This is a genomic window from Ruminococcus sp. FC2018 (genome assembly GCF_000621805.1).
In the GTDB taxonomy this organism is placed as follows: domain Bacteria; phylum Bacillota; class Clostridia; order Oscillospirales; family Ruminococcaceae; genus Hominimerdicola.
This window is the reverse complement of the sequence record NZ_JHXH01000011.1, coordinates 30,092-49,780: the sequence shown is the minus strand read 5'-3', so window position 1 is coordinate 49,780 and position 19,689 is coordinate 30,092. Positions and strand designations below refer to the sequence as shown.

Sequence of the window (19,689 nt, the reverse complement as noted above, 5' to 3'; positions counted from 1 at the left end):
AATGAAATACGCACTTATCGGATGCGGTCGTATAGCCGTTAACCATGTAAAAGCAGTTGTAAATAATAAACTTGAATTTATCGCAGCTTGTGATCTTGTACCGGAGAATATTGATATTTTATTTGACAAGACAAACTACGCTGACAGAGATAAAGTTGAGCGTTACACAGACTATAAAACAATGGTGGACGAGCATCCTGAGTTGGAGCTTGTAGCTATTGCAACTTCAAGTGGTGACCATGCAAAGATCGCACTTTACTGCATTGACCATGGCATCAACGTAATTATTGAGAAGCCTATGGCAATGAGTATGGCTGATGCCGAAGAGATTATCAAGAGAAGCGAAGCAAAAGGTGTTAAGGTTTCTGCCTGCCATCAGAACAGATTTAATATTGCTGTTCAGCAGATGAGGAAGGCACTTGAAGCAGGACGTTTTGGTAAGTTATCTCACGGAAGCATTCATGTTCGCTGGAATAGGAACAAAGACTATTATGATCAGGCACCGTGGAGAGGAACTTGGGCTGAAGACGGCGGATGTCTTATGAATCAGTGCATTCATGGTATTGATCTGCTCAGATGGATGATGGGAAATGAGGTGGACAGCGTTTACGGCGTAACCCGGCAGCAACAACATCCTTATCTTGAAGCTGAGGACATTGGAATGGCTGTGGTTACATTCAAGAACGGTGCGGTTGCAACGATCGAAGGTACGACTAATGTTTACCCCAAGAACCTTGAGGAAACTCTCTATCTCTTTGGCGAGAATGGAACAGTAAAGCTGGGCGGCAAATCTACAAACAACATTGATGTCTGGGATTTTGCTGATGAAACAGACGCAGATCAGAAGAACAAAGGGCTTGAAGAAGCAACCAGCAATGTATATGGAAACGGTCATACCAGCCTTTATGCAGATGTTATGGATGCAATAAAGAATAACAGAAAGCCCTATGTTGATGCAGTTGCAGGCAGAAATGCACTTGAAATGATCCTTTCGATATATAAGAGTGTGAAAACAGGACAGCCTGTGAAACTGCCACTTGAGGATTTTGCAAGCGTTGACATGATTGGAGAGTTTAACAATGGCTGATTACTTTGTTCATGAAAGTAGCTACATAGATGACGGTGTTGAGATTGGCAAAGGTACAAAGATATGGCATTTTTGTCATATTCAGACCGGTGCTGTTATTGGAGAAAACTGTTCTTTTGGTCAAAACGTAAATGTATCTAACAATGTAAAGATCGGCAATGGTGTAAAAGTTCAGAATAATGTGTCTCTTTATGAGGGCTTGGAGCTGGAGGACTATGTTTTCTGTGGTCCATCGTGTGTATTCACCAATGATCTTACACCAAGGGCTCAGTATCCTAAGGGTCATGCCGGGTACAAGAAAACTATAGTCAGAAGCAATGCGACTATCGGTGCTAATGCTACTATCGTCTGCGGTCATGAACTGGGTGAATACTGTACGATCGCAGCCGGCGCAGTTGTAACAAAAAATGTTCCTGCACATGCACTTATGGCTGGTGTTCCTGCAAGACAGATCGGTTGGGTTTGCGAGTGCGGGCAGGTCCTTGATAAAGAACTTTGCTGCCCCGATTGTAATAGGAAATATGAAATGAAAGATGACAAGCTTTCAGAGGTGAAATAAATGGAATTTCGTGATCTAAAACATCAGTACGCTGTACTAAAAGAAGAAATCGACAAAAATATATCAGAAGTCTGCTCATCAGCTCGTTACATATCCGGACCGCAAGTCAAGGAGCTTGAACAGCAGCTTGCAGAATATGTGGGCGTTAAACACTGTGTTACCTGTGCCAACGGTACCGATGCGCTGACCCTTGCGCTCAAAGCGTGGGGGATCGGTAAGGACGATGCTGTATTCGTTCCCGATTTCACGTTCTTCTCAACAGGTGAATGTCCGGCAGCAGAGGGTGCTACACCTATTTTTGTTGATGTTGATGAACGCACATTTAACATTGATCCCGATAAGCTGGAGCTGGCAATAATTAAGGTCAAGAGTGAGGGTAAGTACACCCCAAAAGTGGTTGCAGCAGTTGATTTGTTTGGTCAGCCTGCTGATTATCCAAGGATAAAAGAGATATGCAAGAAACATGACCTGCTTCTTCTTGAAGACGGAGCACAAGGCTTCGGCGGTTCAATAAACGGCAAAATGGCATGCAGCTTCGGAGATATCTCCACAACCAGCTTTTTTCCTGCAAAACCTCTTGGTTGCTACGGTGACGGTGGTGCAATTTTTACCAATAACGATGAGTGGGCTGCTATGCTAAGAAGCCTTGCAGTACATGGTAAAAATGCTGAGAACAAGTACGATAACATCCGACTTGGTATGAACAGCAGACTTGATACCATTCAAGCGGCTATACTTGAAGTTAAACTTAAAGCATTCAGAGAGTATGAGCTTAATGATGTAAACAAGGCAGCTCAGATGTATAACGAAGCTCTTAAGGATACCAACCTTGTTCTTCCGCTTGTAAAGGAAAACTTTGTGAGCAGCTGGGCGCAGTATACTGTACAGCTTCCGACTAGTGTTGACAGAAATGCTTTGCAGACTAAGTTAAAAGAGCAGGGAATACCCTCAATGGTTTACTATATGAAACCAATGCATATTCAAGGTGCATTTGCAGGTACAGACAGCGTTAATGCTGATTGTCCTGTTACAGAAAAACTGTGTAAAGCAGTTCTTAGCTTACCTATGCATCCTTATATTACTAAAGAGGATATAAACGCGGTAGCTGAGGCTTTAAAAATAAATATATAAATAAGAATCGAGGAATACTAAAATGGAATTCAACAACATTTATCAGGGACTCATTAACGGAACTGAAAAACTCGCACTCGTAGGACTTGGATACGTAGGTATGCCTATTGCAGTTGAGTTTGCAAAGCATATTAAAGTTATAGGCTTTGATATAAACGAGAAAAGGGTAAACGAATATGCAAACGGAATCGACTCAACAAATGAAGTTGGCGAGGCAATAAAGGATACAACTGTAGATTTTACCGCCGATCCCACTCGTTTGAAAGAAGCAAGATTCATTGTTGTTGCTGTTCCCACACCTGTAAATGATGATAATAGTCCTGACCTCAGACCGGTTGAGGGAGCTTCACGCACTGTTGGTCAGAATCTTGCACCCGGAACAATAGTTGTATTTGAATCTACTGTTTATCCGGGAGTTACAGAAGATATTTGTATTCCTATCATCGAGAAAGAATCTGGACTTAAGTGCGGAGTTGACTGGAAAATCGGCTATAGCCCTGAAAGAATCAATCCGGGTGACAGAGTTCATACTCTTACATCTATCCGTAAAGTCGTTTCCGGAATGGACGATGAGTCTGCAAAGGAAATCAAAAAGGTTTATGATATCGTTATAAAGGCAGGTACATTCCCTGTTTCCAATATTAAAACTGCTGAGGCTGTTAAGGTCGTTGAAAACAGCCAGCGTGATATTAACATCGCATTTATGAATGAGATCGCTATAATCTGCGACAAATTGAAGATAGATACAGACGAGGTACTTCAGGGTATGAATACCAAATGGAACGCCCTCGGTTTCAAACCCGGTCTTGTTGGCGGACACTGCATTGGAGTTGACCCGTACTACCTTACAAATGTATCGGAAAAGCTTGGATATCATAGCCAGATCATTCTTAACGGAAGACAGGTCAACGATAGTATGGGTGCATTTGTTGCTGATGCTGCAATCAAAGAGATGATCGAAGCCGGAATGGCACCTAAGAAGGCTACGGTTGTAATAATGGGTCTGACCTTCAAAGAGAATTGTCCCGATACAAGAAACAGTAAAGTTGTTGATATAATTAACAGATTAAAGGAATTTGATATCCAGCCTGTTGTAACCGATTCTTGGGCAGATGCAGAAGTTGCAAAGCAGGAGTATGGTGTAGAATTGACTGCGTGGGAGGATATCCCCAAGGCAGACTGTGTTATAATTGCAGTAGGTCATAACGAATATCGTTCACTGTCAATGATGCAGATAAAGGAACTGTTTAAATCAGATCTTCCGGATGAGGAAAAAGTTCTGATTGATGTTAAGAGCCTTTACAGAATGGACGAGCTAAAAGCAAGCAAGATGAGATTCTGGAGACTTTAATTTTTATCCATTTAGTTATTATAATAATTATTTTAAAATACAGGTCGAAAACATCAGACCTGTATTTTAAATATATGAATGGGAGTGTATCAGATGGGAATTATAATACGTTCTTTAATTGCTATTATTGTATTGATCGTATCTACGGTACTTTTCCATTTTGCAGCGGATAGTCTTAAAATTAAAAGACTAAATATGATAAGCACTATATACTACTTTATCCTTGTTTTTAGTCTTATCGGTGGTTCATTAGTTTTTATAGGATTGCGAAAGCATTACCTTATTCAAAAAATAACTCAGCAATCAACCATCAATAAAACCTACTTTTTTCTTGCATACTGTGTTATAGTTTTTCCGCTTGTTTTGATAATCATGAAAAAAATAATAAACAAGTTTTTTCAGCCCAAAAGTATGGGAGATTATATATCAGGAGGTATAAACTATAACAGCAACATGGTACAGATTCAGGGCTTTGTTGTTATACTTATGGCGGTCTGTACTCTCGCAACAGCTTATGTATTTATGAACTTAGGATATATTCCGTTTCTCTCCATTATTAAGGGCGATGATTTAAACGTACTTCGTCAGAGCGGAAGCAGATTTTTTCAGGGAAATCAATATATAAAAAATCTGTTTATGACAACGCTTACACCTTTTGTTTCATATCTGACTTACATTTACTTCAGATTTACACATTCAAAAAAATGGGCGTTGATGTTTATATACATGGCTCTTTTGAGCGTTGTTGTTTTAACATATGATTTCTCTAAATCACCCATCATTACTTATTTACTTGGTTTGTATTTACTTGAAGTAATGATTGGAAACATAAATTCCAATAAATGGTTCAGCAGACTTGTAATTGCAGCTGCCGTTCTGATCCTTTTCTTCTATTTAGTAATGATGAATACAGGCAGTTCAATATTTTCAATTTATACAGGTCCGGTAGGTAGAATACTGTTTACTCAGATCGCTACACTTTTCTTACACATTGATGCTTTCCCGGCAAACCATGCTTTTTTAGATGGTGCAAGTTTTAATTCGTGGATGTCATTCTTTATCCCTTTAGCAGATGGAACCAGATCCGGAAGAGTTGTCATGACCATCTACAATTCAAGAGGCGTTCAGGATGGTACAGCCGGTGTAATGAATACTATTTTCATTGGTGAATCATATGCAAATTTCGGAACAATAGGTGCTTTGATCGCACCGGTTATATTTGGAATTATCATAGGATTATTTGCATATTTGCTTCCAAATCTGAAAAAAACTCCTGCATCAATACTACTATATGCACAGTTTACTTTGCTATTTGTCACAATAGTTGAAGGTGGATTTGTAGATATATTCTATACTGCTTCATCAGTGTTTGTTATTGCTATTACATTTTTTATATACTTTATTACCGGTATGTCAGATCAAAAGTATAATACAAAGCTATCTAAACTAAGATTTTTTTATCGTAAAAGAGTAACCACAAAAAAATGATACTCACGGAAGGGGATTATAATGGGTGAACGGATCAAACACTTATTTAAAGATGGGTTTTTCCATATTTTAGGCTCATCGTTTATCAATAAGTGTATCGCATTCATAACCAACATAATCTTAGTAAGAATTCTTTCAAAAAATGATTTTGGAGTTTTTACAGGTGCTTTTAATGCCTTTTTCATTATATTCCTTTTTTCGGGGATGGGAATTACAAGCGGTATTCTTTATTTTTGCTCTAAGGACATAAGTAAAGACGAAAAATCCATATACTATCATTACTCCTTTAAATTCGGTCTTATATCTGAAATTATACTATCATTAGCACTTGTTTTATATGGCTTATTCGGGAATGTCGGAATTGAAGAAACCAGACCATATATTATATCTCTTGCAGGAATGCCTTTTATTGCATTTGTATTTGATTATTTTTCTATAATTTTAAGAGCTGAAAAAAGCAATATAAAGTATTCAAAACTAATGAATATAAATTCGTTGCTGTATCTTGCATTTGGTTCAGCCGGAGCTTTTGTTGGAGGCATCGCCGGAACTATTATCGGACGTTATGCTGCATATATCATTACAGGTATTATCGGATGGTACTACTGTAAACCGTTCATTGCAAGTACAAAAGAAATACTATCTAAAGATAAGAAAAAAGATCTTACTTTTTATTCATTTAAAGCCGGAATTACAAGTGCACTGAATGTAATTCTCTATAGACTTGATGTTGCTATAATTGCAATAGTCGTTGTTGATGCTTCAGTACTTGCCTCATATAAAACAGGAACTACGCTCCCTGAAAACCTGAATTTTATTCCCCAGTGTGTGATGATATACTTTTTGCCGATATTGATCCAAAATGCTTCTGATAAAGCATGGCTTAAAAATAAGGTTAAACAAATCTACTTATTAGTTGGCGCAATAAGTGTAACGATTGGAGCGATAATTATTATTTTTGCCCCGCTGATCGTTAAGATACTTTGGGGTGAACAATATTTGGATTCTGTTCCGTGTATGCGTATACTATCTGTTAGTTTTATAGTCCTGTCCACTTTCAGAGTAACCAGTACAAATATTCTTCTTGGCTTAAAGAGAGCCGGTTATACGCTGATAGTAAGTATCGTTACGGGTGTTTCAAACATCATACTTGATGTGATCCTAACAATTAAATTTGGTTCAATCGGTGCAGCGTACGCCACGCTTATCGTTACAATTCTTGCTGCAGCCATGTCATTCCCATTTGTTATTCATGTTATAAGAACCGATAGTGAAAATGTACAATAGTTTCTATTATATTTAGAATTGGAGTTTTTTAATATGCGAATTTGTTTTGTAGGTCCTTCAGAAAGCTCACACATTATTAAATGGTGCGATTGGTTTAATAACCAAGGGCATGAAGTACACGTTATTTCTTTTACAAATCACAAAATTGATTCAGCTAATGTACATACGATCAATATAGGTGTTGATCCTAATGGAAATGAGCTCCAGAAAATAAAATATATGCTGACCGGCAAGAAAATAAAAAAAATAGTTGAAGAGATTAAACCTGATGTAATAAATGCACACTATGCTACAAGTTATGGTGTTGCAATGGCTCTTTCAGGTGTTAAGAATTATGTTCTTTCCATATGGGGATCGGATATATTTGAGTTTCCTCAAAAAAGTCCTTTACACAAGGCACTTTTAAAGTTCAGTCTTAAAAATGCTCCATATCTTTTCTCTACAAGCCGGGCTATGTCTGATGAAGCAAGAAAATATGTTAATAGAAAGTTTTATATTACTCCCTTTGGCGTTGATATGGATCTTTTTTCACCAATTAAAAGAACACGTTCAAATAGTGACGACACCTTTATAATTGGTACAGTAAAAGGATTGAATGACAATTATGGAATAAAATATATACTTATGGCTGCATCCGAAGTAGTAAACAATACTCAAATCAATCTTAAGCTAAGAATTGCCGGAAAAGGAGATAAAGAACAGGAATATCGTGATCTTGCAAAAGAACTTGGTATTGACGATATTACAAATTGGCTGGGTTATATTTCCCAGGAACAAGCTGCGATAGAGTGGGCAAACATGGATTTAGCCGTCATCCCGTCAATAAATGAATCATTTGGTGTTTCAGCTGTTGAGGCACAAGCCTGTGGGACTCCGGTCATTATTTCAGATATTCCCGGACTGATGGAAGCTACTGATCCGGGCAAATCTTCCATAGTCGTTAATAGAAAAGATCATCATCAGATAGCAGAAGCTATTAAAGATATGTATTACAACAATGAAAAACGACTTGAAATGGGTGCTTACGGAAGACGATTTGCTATACACAATTATGAGCTTAACAGATGTTTTAAAAAGATAGAAAACTACTATGAAAAGATATTGGAGAGAAAATAATGAAGAAGTGTATTTTTTATTTGCCTTATGAACTGCTTGAGCACGGAACAGGTGCAAGAATGATGCGCCCAAAAAAAATGATAGAGGCATTTGAAAAAATTGGATATAATGTATTTGTGATACAGGGTTACTCCGGTGAACGAAGAAAACTGATACGTAAGCTAAAAGAAAGCATAAAGCGTGGGGAAAAATACGATTTTATGTATACCGAAAGCAGTACAGAGCCTACGTTGCTTACTAATCCAAATCATCTGCCTACACATCCTTTTCTTGACTTTGGGTTCTTTAAGTATATTAAAAAACAAGGGATCAAGATAGGCTTGTTTTACTGTGATATCTATTGGAAATTTGACACTTACGGACAGGAGCTTTCAACGCCAAAGCGTTTGGTCGCTCTAAAAAACTATGAATATGATATCCAAAAGTACAAGCAGCTTCTTGATAAATTTTATGTTCCCGATTTAAAGATGCTTGATTATTTAAAATCCCAAAAATTAAGAAGTATCGCTGAGATACTTCCGCCGGGCGCAGAGAATATAGAAGTAACAGTTAAATCATCGTCGGACAGGGATTTCAGTAAAAATCCGCTTCAAATTTTCTATGTTGGAGGAATCGGAAATCATTATCAGATAGCAGTGCTTGTTGAAGCTGTTTCTAAAACAAAAAACTGTATACTTACTTTATGCTGCCGTGATACTGAGTGGAACAATGAAAAACATAACTATGAAAAATGGCTGAATGATAGAATACATATCATTCACAAAAATGGCGATGAGTTAGAGCCTTACTATCAAGAAACAGATATATGCTCTCTTGTTTTCAAATCGGATAAATATAGAGAGATGGCTATGCCGTATAAGGCTTTTGAATATCTTGGCCACGAGAAACCTGTTATTGCTACAAAAGGTACTGCAATCGGACGATTTACCGAACAAAACCAAAACGGTTGGGTAGTTTCATACGATGAGAACGAGATCTGTGATCTTTTGAACAGAATTATAAGCGATCCCACACTATTGGCTGAAAAAAATAGAAAATGTATAGATGCCAAAAAAGAGAATCTCTGGATATGCAGAGCACAAAAAGTTGTAAATGATCTAAAACAGTAATTTAAGGTCCCGACTCGTTCGGGATCATTTTTTTGCCATCTCATGTAAATTTACACAATTTCTATTGAAATTTCGACAAGAATATGATAAAATACTATAAATAAATCCGGAGATAAGGTGTTGTACAATGAAACTCTTGAAAAACAAAAGTATAAAGTTGTCATTGAGCTTTATTATCACTGTTTTATTCTCATTATCTCTTTCTGTTTGTGTATATGCTTATGATTCGTCAACAAACATTATCAGAAATTATGAGATGACCAAATCATCAGATGTAGTAAATGTGGGTTTGCACGGAAGCTATATCAACGATGTCCAGAACGCAATAAACAGAGTTAATGCGATCAGAAAAGAAGCATGCGATCAAGGTGTTCCGGACCCAAGAAACAGCAGCAGAAAGCTTACTCCAAGCGATTATGTGCCGATCCAATGGTCACACGACCTTGAGGAAGTGGCAAGACTTCGTGCAGCCGAGGCTGCCTTAAATGTAAGCCATACAAGACCAAACGGAAAGAGCTGTTTTACCGTTACTTTCCCCGGTATCAAGACCACAGGTAACAGCGAGGTCCTTGCCTGGAACTGGAACAAAAATATGGTTAGCGGAATAAACCAGTTTTACGATGAAAAATCTGATTGGGTGAATAAGACCCGCGGCGTAACAGGTCACTACACCTCAATGATAAACCCTTCCAACAAATATATGGGACTTGGCTGTTTTTACGCTGATGTAACTGTATCCTATAAAAGTGCCCTTTGCGGACGTTTCAGCTCATCACAGGGAAGCTCCGGAAGTGCTGCTTCCGCCGCTATAAACAACTGCTATGTTCCGGTTCAGGTTAAGCTGTCCCAGCTTAGCAGACCTTCAATTACTCATGTGGCAGCTATAGATAAAAATGATGGTGAATTTAAAATTGTGAATATTTCTGGAAGTCAGAATCTTTCTGTTGGCGGCACAGTATCATATGAAATGTGGGCAAATGTAAAATGTGATACCGCATACACCGCTTCTCCTGTTTTGCTGTATGAAGCATCATGGAAATCGTCAAATGCAGCTGTTGCATCTGTTGATAAGTACGGAAAAGTCACAGCAAAAGCTCCGGGAAGTGCTGTTATAACTGCAAGTCTTGGCAGTCTTTCCAAAACGGTAACAATAAGTGTTCCTTACAAGGACATTTCAAAATGTACAGCATCTCTGAGCACAGCTTCCTACGTTTATGACGGTCAGGCTAAAACTCCTGCTGTAACTGTTAAGGACAGTTCAAAAACCCTTTCAAACGGCACTGATTACACTGTTTCTTATTCATCAAATGTGAATGCAGGCACGGCAACTGTCACAATAACAGGAAAGGGAAGCTATAAAAATTCAAAGGTCCTTACCTTTAAGATCACACCAAAGCCCCAAACTGCTGCACAGCAGACACAAAAGTCCGACAGCAGTACAGTCAGCACCGCTGATAAGAAAAGTGACAGCAGTAAGTCGGCTTCGGATAACAAGTCAACTGACAGCAAGAACAGCTCCGACAACAAGGATAATTCCGATAGCAAGACAGATTCTTCCTCTGTTAACGGCGGAGAAATAAGCAATGAAAAGCTTTCAAATGAAAATGATGTCACTGATAAGGAAAGCGACGATATGATTGCTGAAAAAGACAAAGACGATGACAGGGCGGACAAAGTCACTGAGGATACTGTCTCGGAAGCTGAAGAGGAACAAGACCGGGAAGGCACAAGTGATAATAACAGCAATGCAGATGACAAAGAAGACAAAGACAACAAATTCCCCGTAATACCCGTAGCAGCCGGTTCAGCAGGAGGATTGCTGGCTGTTGCTGCGATAGTGTACGCTGTTAAGAAATCAAAGTCAAGGTGATTTTTTGAAAAACTATGATATATACAAAGCAACAGACGTAATATCAGGCTATAAATGCCGTCCGGGAGTATACAGTATGAACGGCGCATCGGCAGGCTCTCATGGCGTTAACTTCACCGTTCATTCCTCAAATGCAACGGCTTGCTCTGTTGTGCTTTTCAAAAGGGGAGAGACCGAACCTTTTGTGGAAATACCTATCCCGGACAGCTACAGAATAGGGGACACCTGGTCCATTATCGTTTTTGATATTGATATTTATGAGGTAGAGTATTGTTTCAGGCTGTCAGGTGAGTATGCTCCGGAAAAGGGAATGCTTTTCAATAGCGAAACAAATATTCTCGATCCCTATGCACGTGCCGTGACCGGTCAAAGCGTCTGGGGCAAACGTTCAGGCGCACAGGACTGTTATCACGGCAGAATCTGTACCAATCTGTTTGACTGGGGCAACTTTGAGAAGATCAATATAAATTTCAGTGACCTGATAATTTACGAGCTCCATGTGCGTGGATTTACCAAAAGTTTGACCTCGGGTGTTAAAAACCCCGGAACATTTAACGGTGTAGTTGAAAAGATCCCTTACCTGAAAAAACTTGGTGTAAATGCGATAGAGCTTATGCCTATATTTGAGTTTGATGAATTGTATGAAGAGCGTGAATATAACGGCAAAAAGCTATTGAACTACTGGGGATATAATACCACCTGCTTTTTTGCCCCAAATACAAGCTATACGTCTGGAATAGAATACAACCATGAGGGCGATGAGCTTAAAAATCTGATAAAGACCTGCAATGAAAATGGTATCCTGGTTTTCCTTGATGTAGTCTTTAATCACACATCCGAGGGCAATGAGGACGGCTCGATTTTTTCATTCAAGGGACTGGACAACAACGTTTATTATATGCTTACTCCTGAAGGAAAGTATGTTAATTTCAGCGGTTGCGGAAACACAATGAACTGCAATCATCCTGTTGTACAGCAGTTTATTATTGATTGTCTGAGATACTGGGTCATAGAGTACCGTGTGGACGGCTTCAGATTTGACCTTGCTTCAATACTTGGACGCAGCGAGGACGGAACGCCGCTGGAAAATCCGCCGCTGTTAAAAATGATTGCTTTTGACCCTATTCTGAGCGGTGTAAAGCTTATAGCCGAAGCCTGGGACGCAGGCGGTCTTTACCAGGTAGGAAGCTTTCCATCATGGAACCGCTGGGCGGAATGGAATGGTCGTTTCAGGGATGATCTCCGCTGTTTTCTTAAAGGCGACAACGGTATGGCTTGGGCGGCTGTTCAAAGGATCACAGGTTCCTCCGATCTTTATCCTTATGAACGGTGGCACAACGCTTCGGTAAACTTTCTCACCTGTCACGACGGATTTACAATGTATGATCTTTATTCTTACAATGTAAAGCATAATCTTGAGAACGGCTGGAACAACACCGACGGCGATAACAGCAATACAAGCTGGAATTGTGGTGTGGAAGGTGAGACTGATAACAAATCGGTCAACGATCTTCGTATCAGAATGGTTAAAAATGCATTTGCAACTCTATTATGCAGCAGGGGAGCAGCAATGTTCTACGCAGGCGATGAGTTTTGCAACACCCAGTTCGGCAATAACAACGCCTACTGTCAGGACAATGAGATATCCTGGCTTGATTGGACAAGGCTGAAAAAATACAAGGAAGTCCATGACTTTGTAAGCGATCTGATAGCTTTCAGAAAAAAACACGCCTGTGTTCGTCATGCAACAAACCCGTCGTCAATTGGTTTTCCGGATATAAGCGTACATAATACCTGGGCATGGAACAATGAATTCAACGACCACGATCATGTTATCGGTGTTATGTTTGCCGGGACGGACAAAAAGGGCAGGGAAGACACTGTTTTTATTGGGATAAATGCATACTGGGAGAAATGCCCCGTGCAGATGCCAGATCTGCCGTCGGGATACAGCTGGAATATTGATTTTTATACTGATGTTCCGCATAAAAAAGCAACTGACTACAATAAAATGGTCGACCGCCAGCTGAATAAGATAACTCTTGCACCAAGGAGCGTTGTTGTAGCATCGCTTAAGATCAACAAATAAAAAAGCAAGCAGAAAATGAAAAAATCTATCAAGCGGTGGATGTGCGGTGTTGCCTTAACGAAGCAGTTCCGGCTTAAGTCCACTATCAAATGACACAAAGATAAGAACCGCCCCTCCCGGTAAATAATAATACGGGAAAGGCGGTTTCTGCGGTTCTTTATATGTGGTCTGAGTTGAATTTTGTTGTTCCTGCATCATAACAATAATTCTAAACCTATAAAATGTTCCGAATAATAATTTTTTCTTCCATATCGAAAAAACTCTTGACTTTGAGAAACTTATTTGGTATAATGGAGAAAAACTTTTGGTGGGTGATAATATGATACTTCGTCCGGATTATGTAAATGAAATACTCAAGTACATCGACACACCGCTTGTAAAGATCGTTTCGGGTGTGCGCCGCTGCGGAAAATCGACTATACTTGAAATGTTCAGAGATGAGCTGCTCACCAGAGGTATTGCAAGTGACAATATCATTGTCCGCAGGTACAGCGAAATGGAATATGATGATATGTCGGCAAAGGATATGTATAGTGATATCAAGGCTGCAATATCAGGCAAGGGCAGATGCTATCTGATACTCGACGAGGTGCAGGAGATCAAGGGCTGGGAAAAGGTGCTCAATGATCTTCTCGAAAATGCTGATGTTGACATTTATGTGACAGGCTCAAATTCAAAGCTTATGTCCGGTGAGATCTCAACATATCTGACAGGGCGTTATGTTTCAATACCTGCCTACACTCTTTCACTGCGGGAGTATCTTGATTTCAAGGGAAAGGATGTCTATGCCGGAAAGGATATGTTTGATGAGTACATCAAATACGGCGGTTTCCCGGTTATTGCAATAAGCAGCTTTGAACCCAGGACTGCATACCAGGTGGTCGATGGTATTTATTCTTCTGTCATCACAAGGGATATTTCAAAGCGTCATAAAATCAGAAACAAGGAGCTTTTTGACAGGGTCGTAAAATATATTATAGAGAATGTCGGCAAGACTTTTTCTGCCAATACCGTTGTTAAGTTTCTGAAAAACGAAAAGCGTGAATTGTCTGTTGAGACGGTTTATAACTATATCAAATGGCTTGAAGAGGCATTCATTATTTATCCCTGTCAGCGTTATGATATTCAAGGCAAAGCTGTGCTGAAAACATTTGAAAAATACTATCTTTCCGATATTTCTCTCAAATACAGCCAGATGGGATTTGACAGCAAAATGTTATCAGCTATGCTTGAAAACATTGTATTTCTCGAAATGAAACGCAGAGGCTATGATGTCTATATCGGCAAAAACAAGGATAAGGAGATCGACTTTATTGCCAAAAGGCGTGAGGAGAGGATCTATGTTCAGGTGTGTGTAAAGATCCCTGAGGATTCTGACAGAGAGACTGCAAACCTTATGGAGATAAAGGATCATTATCACAAGTATGTTGTATGCTATGACAGCCTTGCAGGCGGAAATGATAACGGGATAGAGATCGTTAACATCATAGATTTTCTGCTAAGGGAGAAATGGTGATATTCCCCGACTTATGTCACCTTATACTTAACAAAATCAGCCCCGAGCATTGACAAGGTGTCCGGATATGGATATAATGGGAAACAGTATGGGATTCCAAACAACCCTGTACCGTATAACGGACTTAATATATCTTTGCCTGTGGAAATATCAGCAGTTATTTATCTATAGTTTTGCCAATTAACAAATTGTAACATTTGCACATTATTCAGCTCTTGATATTTTGTTGAATTATATATTCCTACATTTTTTTCAGAATCGCTCTCCAAAGAGCGATTTTTTCTTGTGTTTTTTCTTAAAATATCACATAAATAAATTACCTTACCTTTTCGGAAAGGAAAAAAATATAAGGAGGTTCATTAAAATGAACGAGAGGTACTACAAGCAAAGTCCGAAGTATCTCAAAGAATACTTTGACTATTTGAGTGTCGTCAAGGCAAGAAGCGACACAACTATTGACGGATATTTCAATGACATCAGAGTTTTTTTGAGATACTTAAAGATGAACCACCAGCAGACATCAGAGGATAGCTTTGATAAAATATCAATAACTGATGTACCGCTGGAATGGCTCAACGAGGTTAAAACTGGAGAAATGTGCAGATTTCTCAACTTCACTTCAAATAGTAGAGGAAATAGCCCAAGAACGAGAGCAAGAATAATATGTTCTTTAAAGCAATTATACCTCTATCTCACCCTTAACTATGATAATTTTAATAATAAGACTGTTATAAATCTTGAAGTTCCAAAGTACCGACCTACTGTTCCAAAACACCTTACGAAGCAGCAAAGTATAAAGCTGTTAAACAGCATAGATTCAAAGCACAGATTAAGAGATTTGTGCATATTGTTGCTCTTTTTAAGCTGTGGTATGAGATTGAGTGAGCTTGTCGGGCTTGATATAAACGACTACAACGAGGAAGAAAGGTATTTAAGACTTCTTGGAAAGGGGAATAAGGAACGCATAGTCTATCTGAACGATTCTTGCGAATATGTCTTAAAAAAATACATCGACAGCAGAAAAGATAGTTCAAGAGCGTTATTCCTTTCAAATACAGGAAACCGCATACATAAAAGGAGAGTGCAGCAAATAGTAGACGAGACCCTTGAAAGAGCCGGGCTTGGTAATCTGGATATCACAACGCACAAATAAAGACACACTGCCACTACTTTAATGAACGCAGATTTATACTCACGTATCAAACCCAAGACTTAAAAAAGCCTGTGAGAACTCACCCTTCGCAAATAATTACGCAACAGATATATGATAGACAATGGTCTGTTGCAGTGCTGGATAAAAAAATGAGTCGTCTTTGTGACGGCTCATTTTCGTTTATAAGCAGTAATTATCAGTCAAGTGCAACTATCTCTTTGTAGAATTCTGCGTAGTCCTTGCGGTCTTTCTTTGTAAACTCTATCGCCGTTCTCGGATGCTGATTGAGCAGACCTGTCATAAGATACTGAAGATCATATCCCCATTTTACACCGTTTTCACGGAGCTTGTTCATATGTTCATCAATAAACTTGATAACAGGGAAGACCTTGTATTTCGGGTTTTTAAGGAAACCAAGAAGAAGCTCCATAGCGCAGTTGCCAGCACCTCTGTCTATTGCGGAATATGTCGCATCGAGCCAGTCAACACCATCACCGACAGCTTCAATAGTGTTAGCAAATGCAAGCTGCTGATTGTTGTGAGCGTGAATGCCTATCTTTTTGTTGTACTTCTCACCGTATTCCATATACAGCGCAGCAACACGTTGAAGCTGCTCGGGATACAGCGCACCAAAGCTGTCAACTATGTAAATAACATCAACAGCCGTCTGACCGAGAATATCAAGCGCTGCACGTACATCGCCCTCCTGTGCGGAAGATATCGCCATAATGTTGCAGCTGACCTCGTATCCGTTGTTCTTTGCGTGCTCTATCATATCAACCGCCGTCGGTATCTGGTTGATGTATGTCGCAACGCGAATAAGGTCAACAGGGCTTTCGCTCTTTGGTCTGATGTCCTGCTTGTAGTTGCATCTTCCCACGTCAGCCATAATAGCGATCTTGAGATCAGATTCATTATCGCCAACGATAGCTCTTATATCGTCATCATCGCAGAATTTCCATTTGCCGAACTTTTCGGGGTCAAACATCTCCTTGTCACCCCTGTAGCCGAATTCCATATAGTCAACGCCCGACTTGATGTTCGTAAGATAAAGGCTTTTTACAAAATCATCTTCAAAGAAAAAGTCGTTTACAAGTCCTCCGTCGCGAAGTGTTGCTTCAACGACCCTGATGCTTTCTCTGTATGACATAAGCTTGGATATTTCTTTCATAGCGTCATTTCTCCTTAGTCACTATTGATTATTGTCATATTAGACAGTATATCACAACATATAGCAATAGTCAACTATTTATTGTTTTTCAGAATATTGATGTGGTGTTGTCAGAATATAATACTAATCAAAATAAAAGAAAAGCGCCAAATATCATGCATTATCGGCAGTCTTGCCAATGAATGACCTGTTGACGCACTTTTATCTATCATAACAATCGAGTATTAACTTTGCTTTTCTTCTACCGTCCTTGCGCCTGTAAACACCAGTATATGCCATAATCAACTTTCCTTCGTTGAAATATTCAGTTTTTGTCGTTAAGCATTGCAAATAATTGCCATTTTGCCAAATTTCAAATGTTTTCGTTGACATCTACCATTTTGTTTGTTATAATAGAATGTGTGAAATTATGCAATAAAACTATATATAAATTTTAAAGCTTTTAACAAAATGCTATGTTTTGCGAAAAGTAAGGTATGATGGACAAGTCAGGGAAGGTAGCAAAAAAATTGAAAGCAGGTCGGTTATGAACAACCTATTGATAATCGGCGCAGGGCAGTACGGCGCAATGATAAAAGAATCTGCCAGAGCGCTCAATCTGTATGACAAAATAGATTTTCTTGACGACAACAGTGAGCTTGCTGTCGGAAAGATAGACGAGTATAAGAAATTCACGGACACATATAGGTGTGCGATAGTTGCTATCGGTAACGCTGACGTTCGTGTTGAAACCACAGAAAAACTCAAAGAGGCAGGCTATGAGATAGTTTCGTTCATCAGCCGCAGAGCTTATGTCAGCCAGTCGGCGAAAATTGCTGAGGGCTGTGTTATTGAGCCGATGTCAGTCATCGGTACTGCCGTTGAGGTCGGCAAATGCACGATAGTTTCCAGCGGTGCTGTCGTCAACCACAACTCGTTTGTCGGTGAGGGCTGTCATCTCGACTGCAATTCAACGGTTTGTTCAAACACAACTGTTCCGCCGAGGACAAAGGTGGACTACGGCGTAGTATTCAGAAATAAATAACTTAAAGCACGAGGATCTTTGTTATGGGTAAGAAGTTCAGAAAATTTATCAAAGTCTCCGCAATAATTCTCGGAGTTGCATTCTTCATCATGAGGATGATCGCAAAAAAGCAGAAAGCAGCTACATACTATGAAGACGAGCCGCTTGAGCAGAACGATATGCAGGGCAAGAGCGTTGTTTTTGTTGAAGACGAGGACGACGAGGTCAATGCAGACGGTAAGCAGGGTCACCTCGAATCAACAGGTAACACAAATCACTATCCGACCTTCTATGAGAAGTTCATAAAGCGTGGATTTGATGTGGTGCTTTCGTTCTTCGGTATGGTTTGTCTAGCTCCTGTTTATGCGGTGACAGCACTCTGCATCAAGAAGGACGATCCCGGCCCGGCGATCTTCTGCCAGAAGAGAGTCGGCGAGGATAAGAGGTACTTCAAACTGTTCAAGTTCAGATCTATGAGACTTGACACACCGAAGAATGTGCCGACACATATGCTCGATAACCCCGACCAGTACATACTCAAGAGCGGAAAGATAATCAGAAAGCTGTCAATAGATGAGCTCCCGCAGCTGTGGAACATCTTCATAGGCAATATGAGCATTATCGGACCAAGACCGGCTCTGTGGAATCAGGATTTCCTGACCGCTGAAAGAGACAAGTACGGTGCAAACGATATCAAGCCCGGACTTACAGGTCTCGCACAGATCAAGGGTAGAGATGAGCTTGAGATCCCCGAAAAGGCAAAGCTTGATGGACTTTATGCTAATGCAATTAAGGCATCCAGCATATCAGGCCTCCAGATGGATACAAAGATTTTGCTTGGCTCTGTATACGCTGTACTTAGAAGTCAGGGCGTAGTTGAGGGCGGCACAGGTCAGATGGCTAAAGAATTTGAAAAGGCGAAGATGTTATGAAAAAAATACTCATCACGGGTGCAAACAGCTACATAGGCACCTCGTTTGAAAATTATATGGAGCAGTTCGGAAATGACTACTCTGTTGATACAGTTGATATGATCGGTGATAGCTGGAAGAGCAAAAGCTTTTCCGGCTATGACTGTGTTTTTCATGTCGCAGGAATTGCGCATCAGAAGGAAACGCTTGAAAATGCGCATCTTTACTATGAGGTGAACCGCAATCTTGCAATAGCAACAGCCAAAAAGGCTAAACGAGATGGAGTTAAGCAGTTTATTCTGCTTAGCTCTATGAATGTTTATGGGGTGGAAACCGGTGTGATAACCAAGAAAACGGTTCCGCATCCGAAGAGTCATTACGGCAAATCAAAGCTTCAGGCTGACGAAAAGATAGTTAAACTTGATTGTGATTCATTCAAGGTCGCTATCCTCAGACCGCCGATGGTTTACGGTAAGGACTGTAAGGGTAATTATCAGAGGCTCAGAAGCTTTGCGTTAAAGTCACCTATCTTCCCTAATTATCCTAATCAGAGGTCAATGGTGTATATCGGAAATCTTTGTGAGTTTGTGAAGAATGTTATTGATGATGAAAGGCACGGGCTGTACTTCCCTCAGAATTCAGCTTATGTAAACAGTTCAGAGATGATAAGAACTGTTGCAAGTTTTAAGGGTAGAAAGCTGTTTATGCCCCATATATTTAATCCGTTTATTTATCTTTTCAGGATATCGATCATCAAGAAAGTTTTTGGCAATTTAACCTACGACGGTACAGATATAATAAATAAATACAACTTCTATGAAAGTATGGAGTTGACCGAAAAGTAATCG

At 39.7% G+C, this 19,689-nt stretch carries 16 protein-coding genes; 15 read left to right on the top strand and 1 reads right to left on the bottom strand.

Features of this window, described 5'->3' with window-relative positions; all coding sequences use genetic code 11:
* Window position 1: 1 nt before the first annotated feature.
* The 12 genes from T494_RS0108560 to T494_RS12740 all read left to right on the top strand — a co-directional run bounded on the left by T494_RS0108560 (window position 2) and on the right by T494_RS12740 (window position 15,756).
* On the top strand, window positions 2-1,087 hold the full coding sequence (locus T494_RS0108560) for a Gfo/Idh/MocA family oxidoreductase (RefSeq protein WP_028505945.1): 1,086 nt from the start codon (window positions 2-4) through the stop codon (window positions 1,085-1,087).
* Window positions 1,080-1,646, top strand: a complete 567-nt coding sequence (locus T494_RS0108555) for an acyltransferase (RefSeq protein ID WP_028505944.1) — start codon at window positions 1,080-1,082, stop codon at window positions 1,644-1,646. The genes T494_RS0108560 and T494_RS0108555 overlap by 8 nt, the downstream gene beginning before the upstream one ends.
* On the top strand, window positions 1,647-2,777 hold the full coding sequence (locus T494_RS0108550; RefSeq protein WP_028505943.1) for a DegT/DnrJ/EryC1/StrS family aminotransferase: 1,131 nt from the start codon (window positions 1,647-1,649) through the stop codon (window positions 2,775-2,777).
* A gap of 22 nt (window positions 2,778-2,799) precedes the next feature.
* Window positions 2,800-4,128 (top strand): nucleotide sugar dehydrogenase, encoded by a 1,329-nt coding sequence (locus T494_RS0108545; protein WP_028505942.1) that lies wholly within the window; start codon window positions 2,800-2,802, stop codon window positions 4,126-4,128.
* Window positions 4,129-4,221: 93 nt separating this feature from the next.
* Window positions 4,222-5,616 carry an O-antigen polymerase gene (locus T494_RS0108540; RefSeq protein WP_028505941.1) on the top strand — a complete coding sequence of 465 codons (1,395 nt, stop codon included), beginning with the start codon at window positions 4,222-4,224 and terminating at the stop codon, window positions 5,614-5,616.
* Window positions 5,617-5,637: 21 nt separating this feature from the next.
* Entirely contained in the window at window positions 5,638-6,903 is a 1,266-nt protein-coding gene (locus tag T494_RS0108535; protein WP_028505940.1) for an oligosaccharide flippase family protein, read from the top strand.
* 18 nt (window positions 6,904-6,921) lie between these two features.
* Window positions 6,922-8,019: a glycosyltransferase gene (locus tag T494_RS0108530; protein ID WP_242836417.1), complete on the top strand. Its 1,098-nt coding sequence runs from the start codon at window positions 6,922-6,924 to the stop codon at window positions 8,017-8,019.
* Window positions 8,019-9,128 carry a glycosyltransferase gene (locus T494_RS0108525; protein WP_028505938.1) on the top strand — a complete coding sequence of 370 codons (1,110 nt, stop codon included), beginning with the start codon at window positions 8,019-8,021 and terminating at the stop codon, window positions 9,126-9,128. Before T494_RS0108530 ends, T494_RS0108525 begins: the two co-directional genes overlap by 1 nt.
* Window positions 9,129-9,384: 256 nt before the next feature.
* On the top strand, window positions 9,385-10,998 hold the full coding sequence (locus T494_RS13460) for a CAP domain-containing protein (protein WP_197021143.1): 1,614 nt from the start codon (window positions 9,385-9,387) through the stop codon (window positions 10,996-10,998).
* A gap of 4 nt (window positions 10,999-11,002) precedes the next feature.
* Complete coding sequence (locus tag T494_RS0108515; protein ID WP_028505936.1) at window positions 11,003-13,087, top strand: alpha-amylase family glycosyl hydrolase; 2,085 nt, start codon at window positions 11,003-11,005, stop codon at window positions 13,085-13,087.
* A gap of 319 nt (window positions 13,088-13,406) precedes the next feature.
* Entirely contained in the window at window positions 13,407-14,603 is a 1,197-nt protein-coding gene (locus tag T494_RS0108510) for an ATP-binding protein (protein WP_028505935.1), read from the top strand.
* Window positions 14,604-14,967: 364 nt separating this feature from the next.
* Window positions 14,968-15,756 carry a tyrosine-type recombinase/integrase gene (locus T494_RS12740; protein ID WP_037344425.1) on the top strand — a complete coding sequence of 263 codons (789 nt, stop codon included), beginning with the start codon at window positions 14,968-14,970 and terminating at the stop codon, window positions 15,754-15,756.
* Between the two features lie 196 nt (window positions 15,757-15,952).
* Here the strand turns inward: T494_RS12740 and T494_RS0108500 are convergent, their stop codons facing one another.
* Window positions 15,953-16,927, bottom strand: a complete 975-nt coding sequence (locus T494_RS0108500; protein ID WP_028505934.1) for an aldolase catalytic domain-containing protein — start codon at window positions 16,925-16,927, stop codon at window positions 15,953-15,955.
* 526 nt (window positions 16,928-17,453) lie between these two features.
* Here T494_RS0108500 and T494_RS0108495 point away from each other — a divergent pair.
* From T494_RS0108495 to T494_RS0108485, 3 genes are read left to right on the top strand one after another with little or no spacing between them, the layout of a single operon-like run.
* Window positions 17,454-17,951 (top strand): hypothetical protein, encoded by a 498-nt coding sequence (locus T494_RS0108495; RefSeq protein WP_028505933.1) that lies wholly within the window; start codon window positions 17,454-17,456, stop codon window positions 17,949-17,951.
* A 23-nt stretch (window positions 17,952-17,974) separates the two neighbouring features.
* Window positions 17,975-18,862: a sugar transferase gene (locus tag T494_RS0108490; RefSeq protein WP_081777271.1), complete on the top strand. Its 888-nt coding sequence runs from the start codon at window positions 17,975-17,977 to the stop codon at window positions 18,860-18,862.
* Window positions 18,859-19,686, top strand: a complete 828-nt coding sequence (locus T494_RS0108485; RefSeq protein ID WP_028505931.1) for an NAD-dependent epimerase/dehydratase family protein — start codon at window positions 18,859-18,861, stop codon at window positions 19,684-19,686. The genes T494_RS0108490 and T494_RS0108485 overlap by 4 nt, the downstream gene beginning before the upstream one ends.
* Window positions 19,687-19,689: the final 3 nt, after the last annotated feature.

Coding starts and splice junctions, on each gene's coding strand:
- T494_RS0108560 (WP_028505945.1), top strand. CDS start 2: ATGAAATACGCACTTATCGGATGCGGTCGTATAGCCGTTAACCATGTA.
- T494_RS0108555 (WP_028505944.1), top strand. CDS start 1,080: ATGGCTGATTACTTTGTTCATGAAAGTAGCTACATAGATGACGGTGTT.
- T494_RS0108550 (WP_028505943.1), top strand. CDS start 1,647: ATGGAATTTCGTGATCTAAAACATCAGTACGCTGTACTAAAAGAAGAA.
- T494_RS0108545 (WP_028505942.1), top strand. CDS start 2,800: ATGGAATTCAACAACATTTATCAGGGACTCATTAACGGAACTGAAAAA.
- T494_RS0108540 (WP_028505941.1), top strand. CDS start 4,222: ATGGGAATTATAATACGTTCTTTAATTGCTATTATTGTATTGATCGTA.
- T494_RS0108535 (WP_028505940.1), top strand. CDS start 5,638: ATGGGTGAACGGATCAAACACTTATTTAAAGATGGGTTTTTCCATATT.
- T494_RS0108525 (WP_028505938.1), top strand. CDS start 8,019: ATGAAGAAGTGTATTTTTTATTTGCCTTATGAACTGCTTGAGCACGGA.
- T494_RS13460 (WP_197021143.1), top strand. CDS start 9,385: ATGACCAAATCATCAGATGTAGTAAATGTGGGTTTGCACGGAAGCTAT.
- T494_RS0108510 (WP_028505935.1), top strand. CDS start 13,407: ATGATACTTCGTCCGGATTATGTAAATGAAATACTCAAGTACATCGAC.
- T494_RS12740 (WP_037344425.1), top strand. CDS start 14,968: ATGAACGAGAGGTACTACAAGCAAAGTCCGAAGTATCTCAAAGAATAC.
- T494_RS0108500 (WP_028505934.1), bottom strand. CDS start 16,927: ATGAAAGAAATATCCAAGCTTATGTCATACAGAGAAAGCATCAGGGTC.
- T494_RS0108495 (WP_028505933.1), top strand. CDS start 17,454: ATGAACAACCTATTGATAATCGGCGCAGGGCAGTACGGCGCAATGATA.
- T494_RS0108490 (WP_081777271.1), top strand. CDS start 17,975: ATGGGTAAGAAGTTCAGAAAATTTATCAAAGTCTCCGCAATAATTCTC.
- T494_RS0108485 (WP_028505931.1), top strand. CDS start 18,859: ATGAAAAAAATACTCATCACGGGTGCAAACAGCTACATAGGCACCTCG.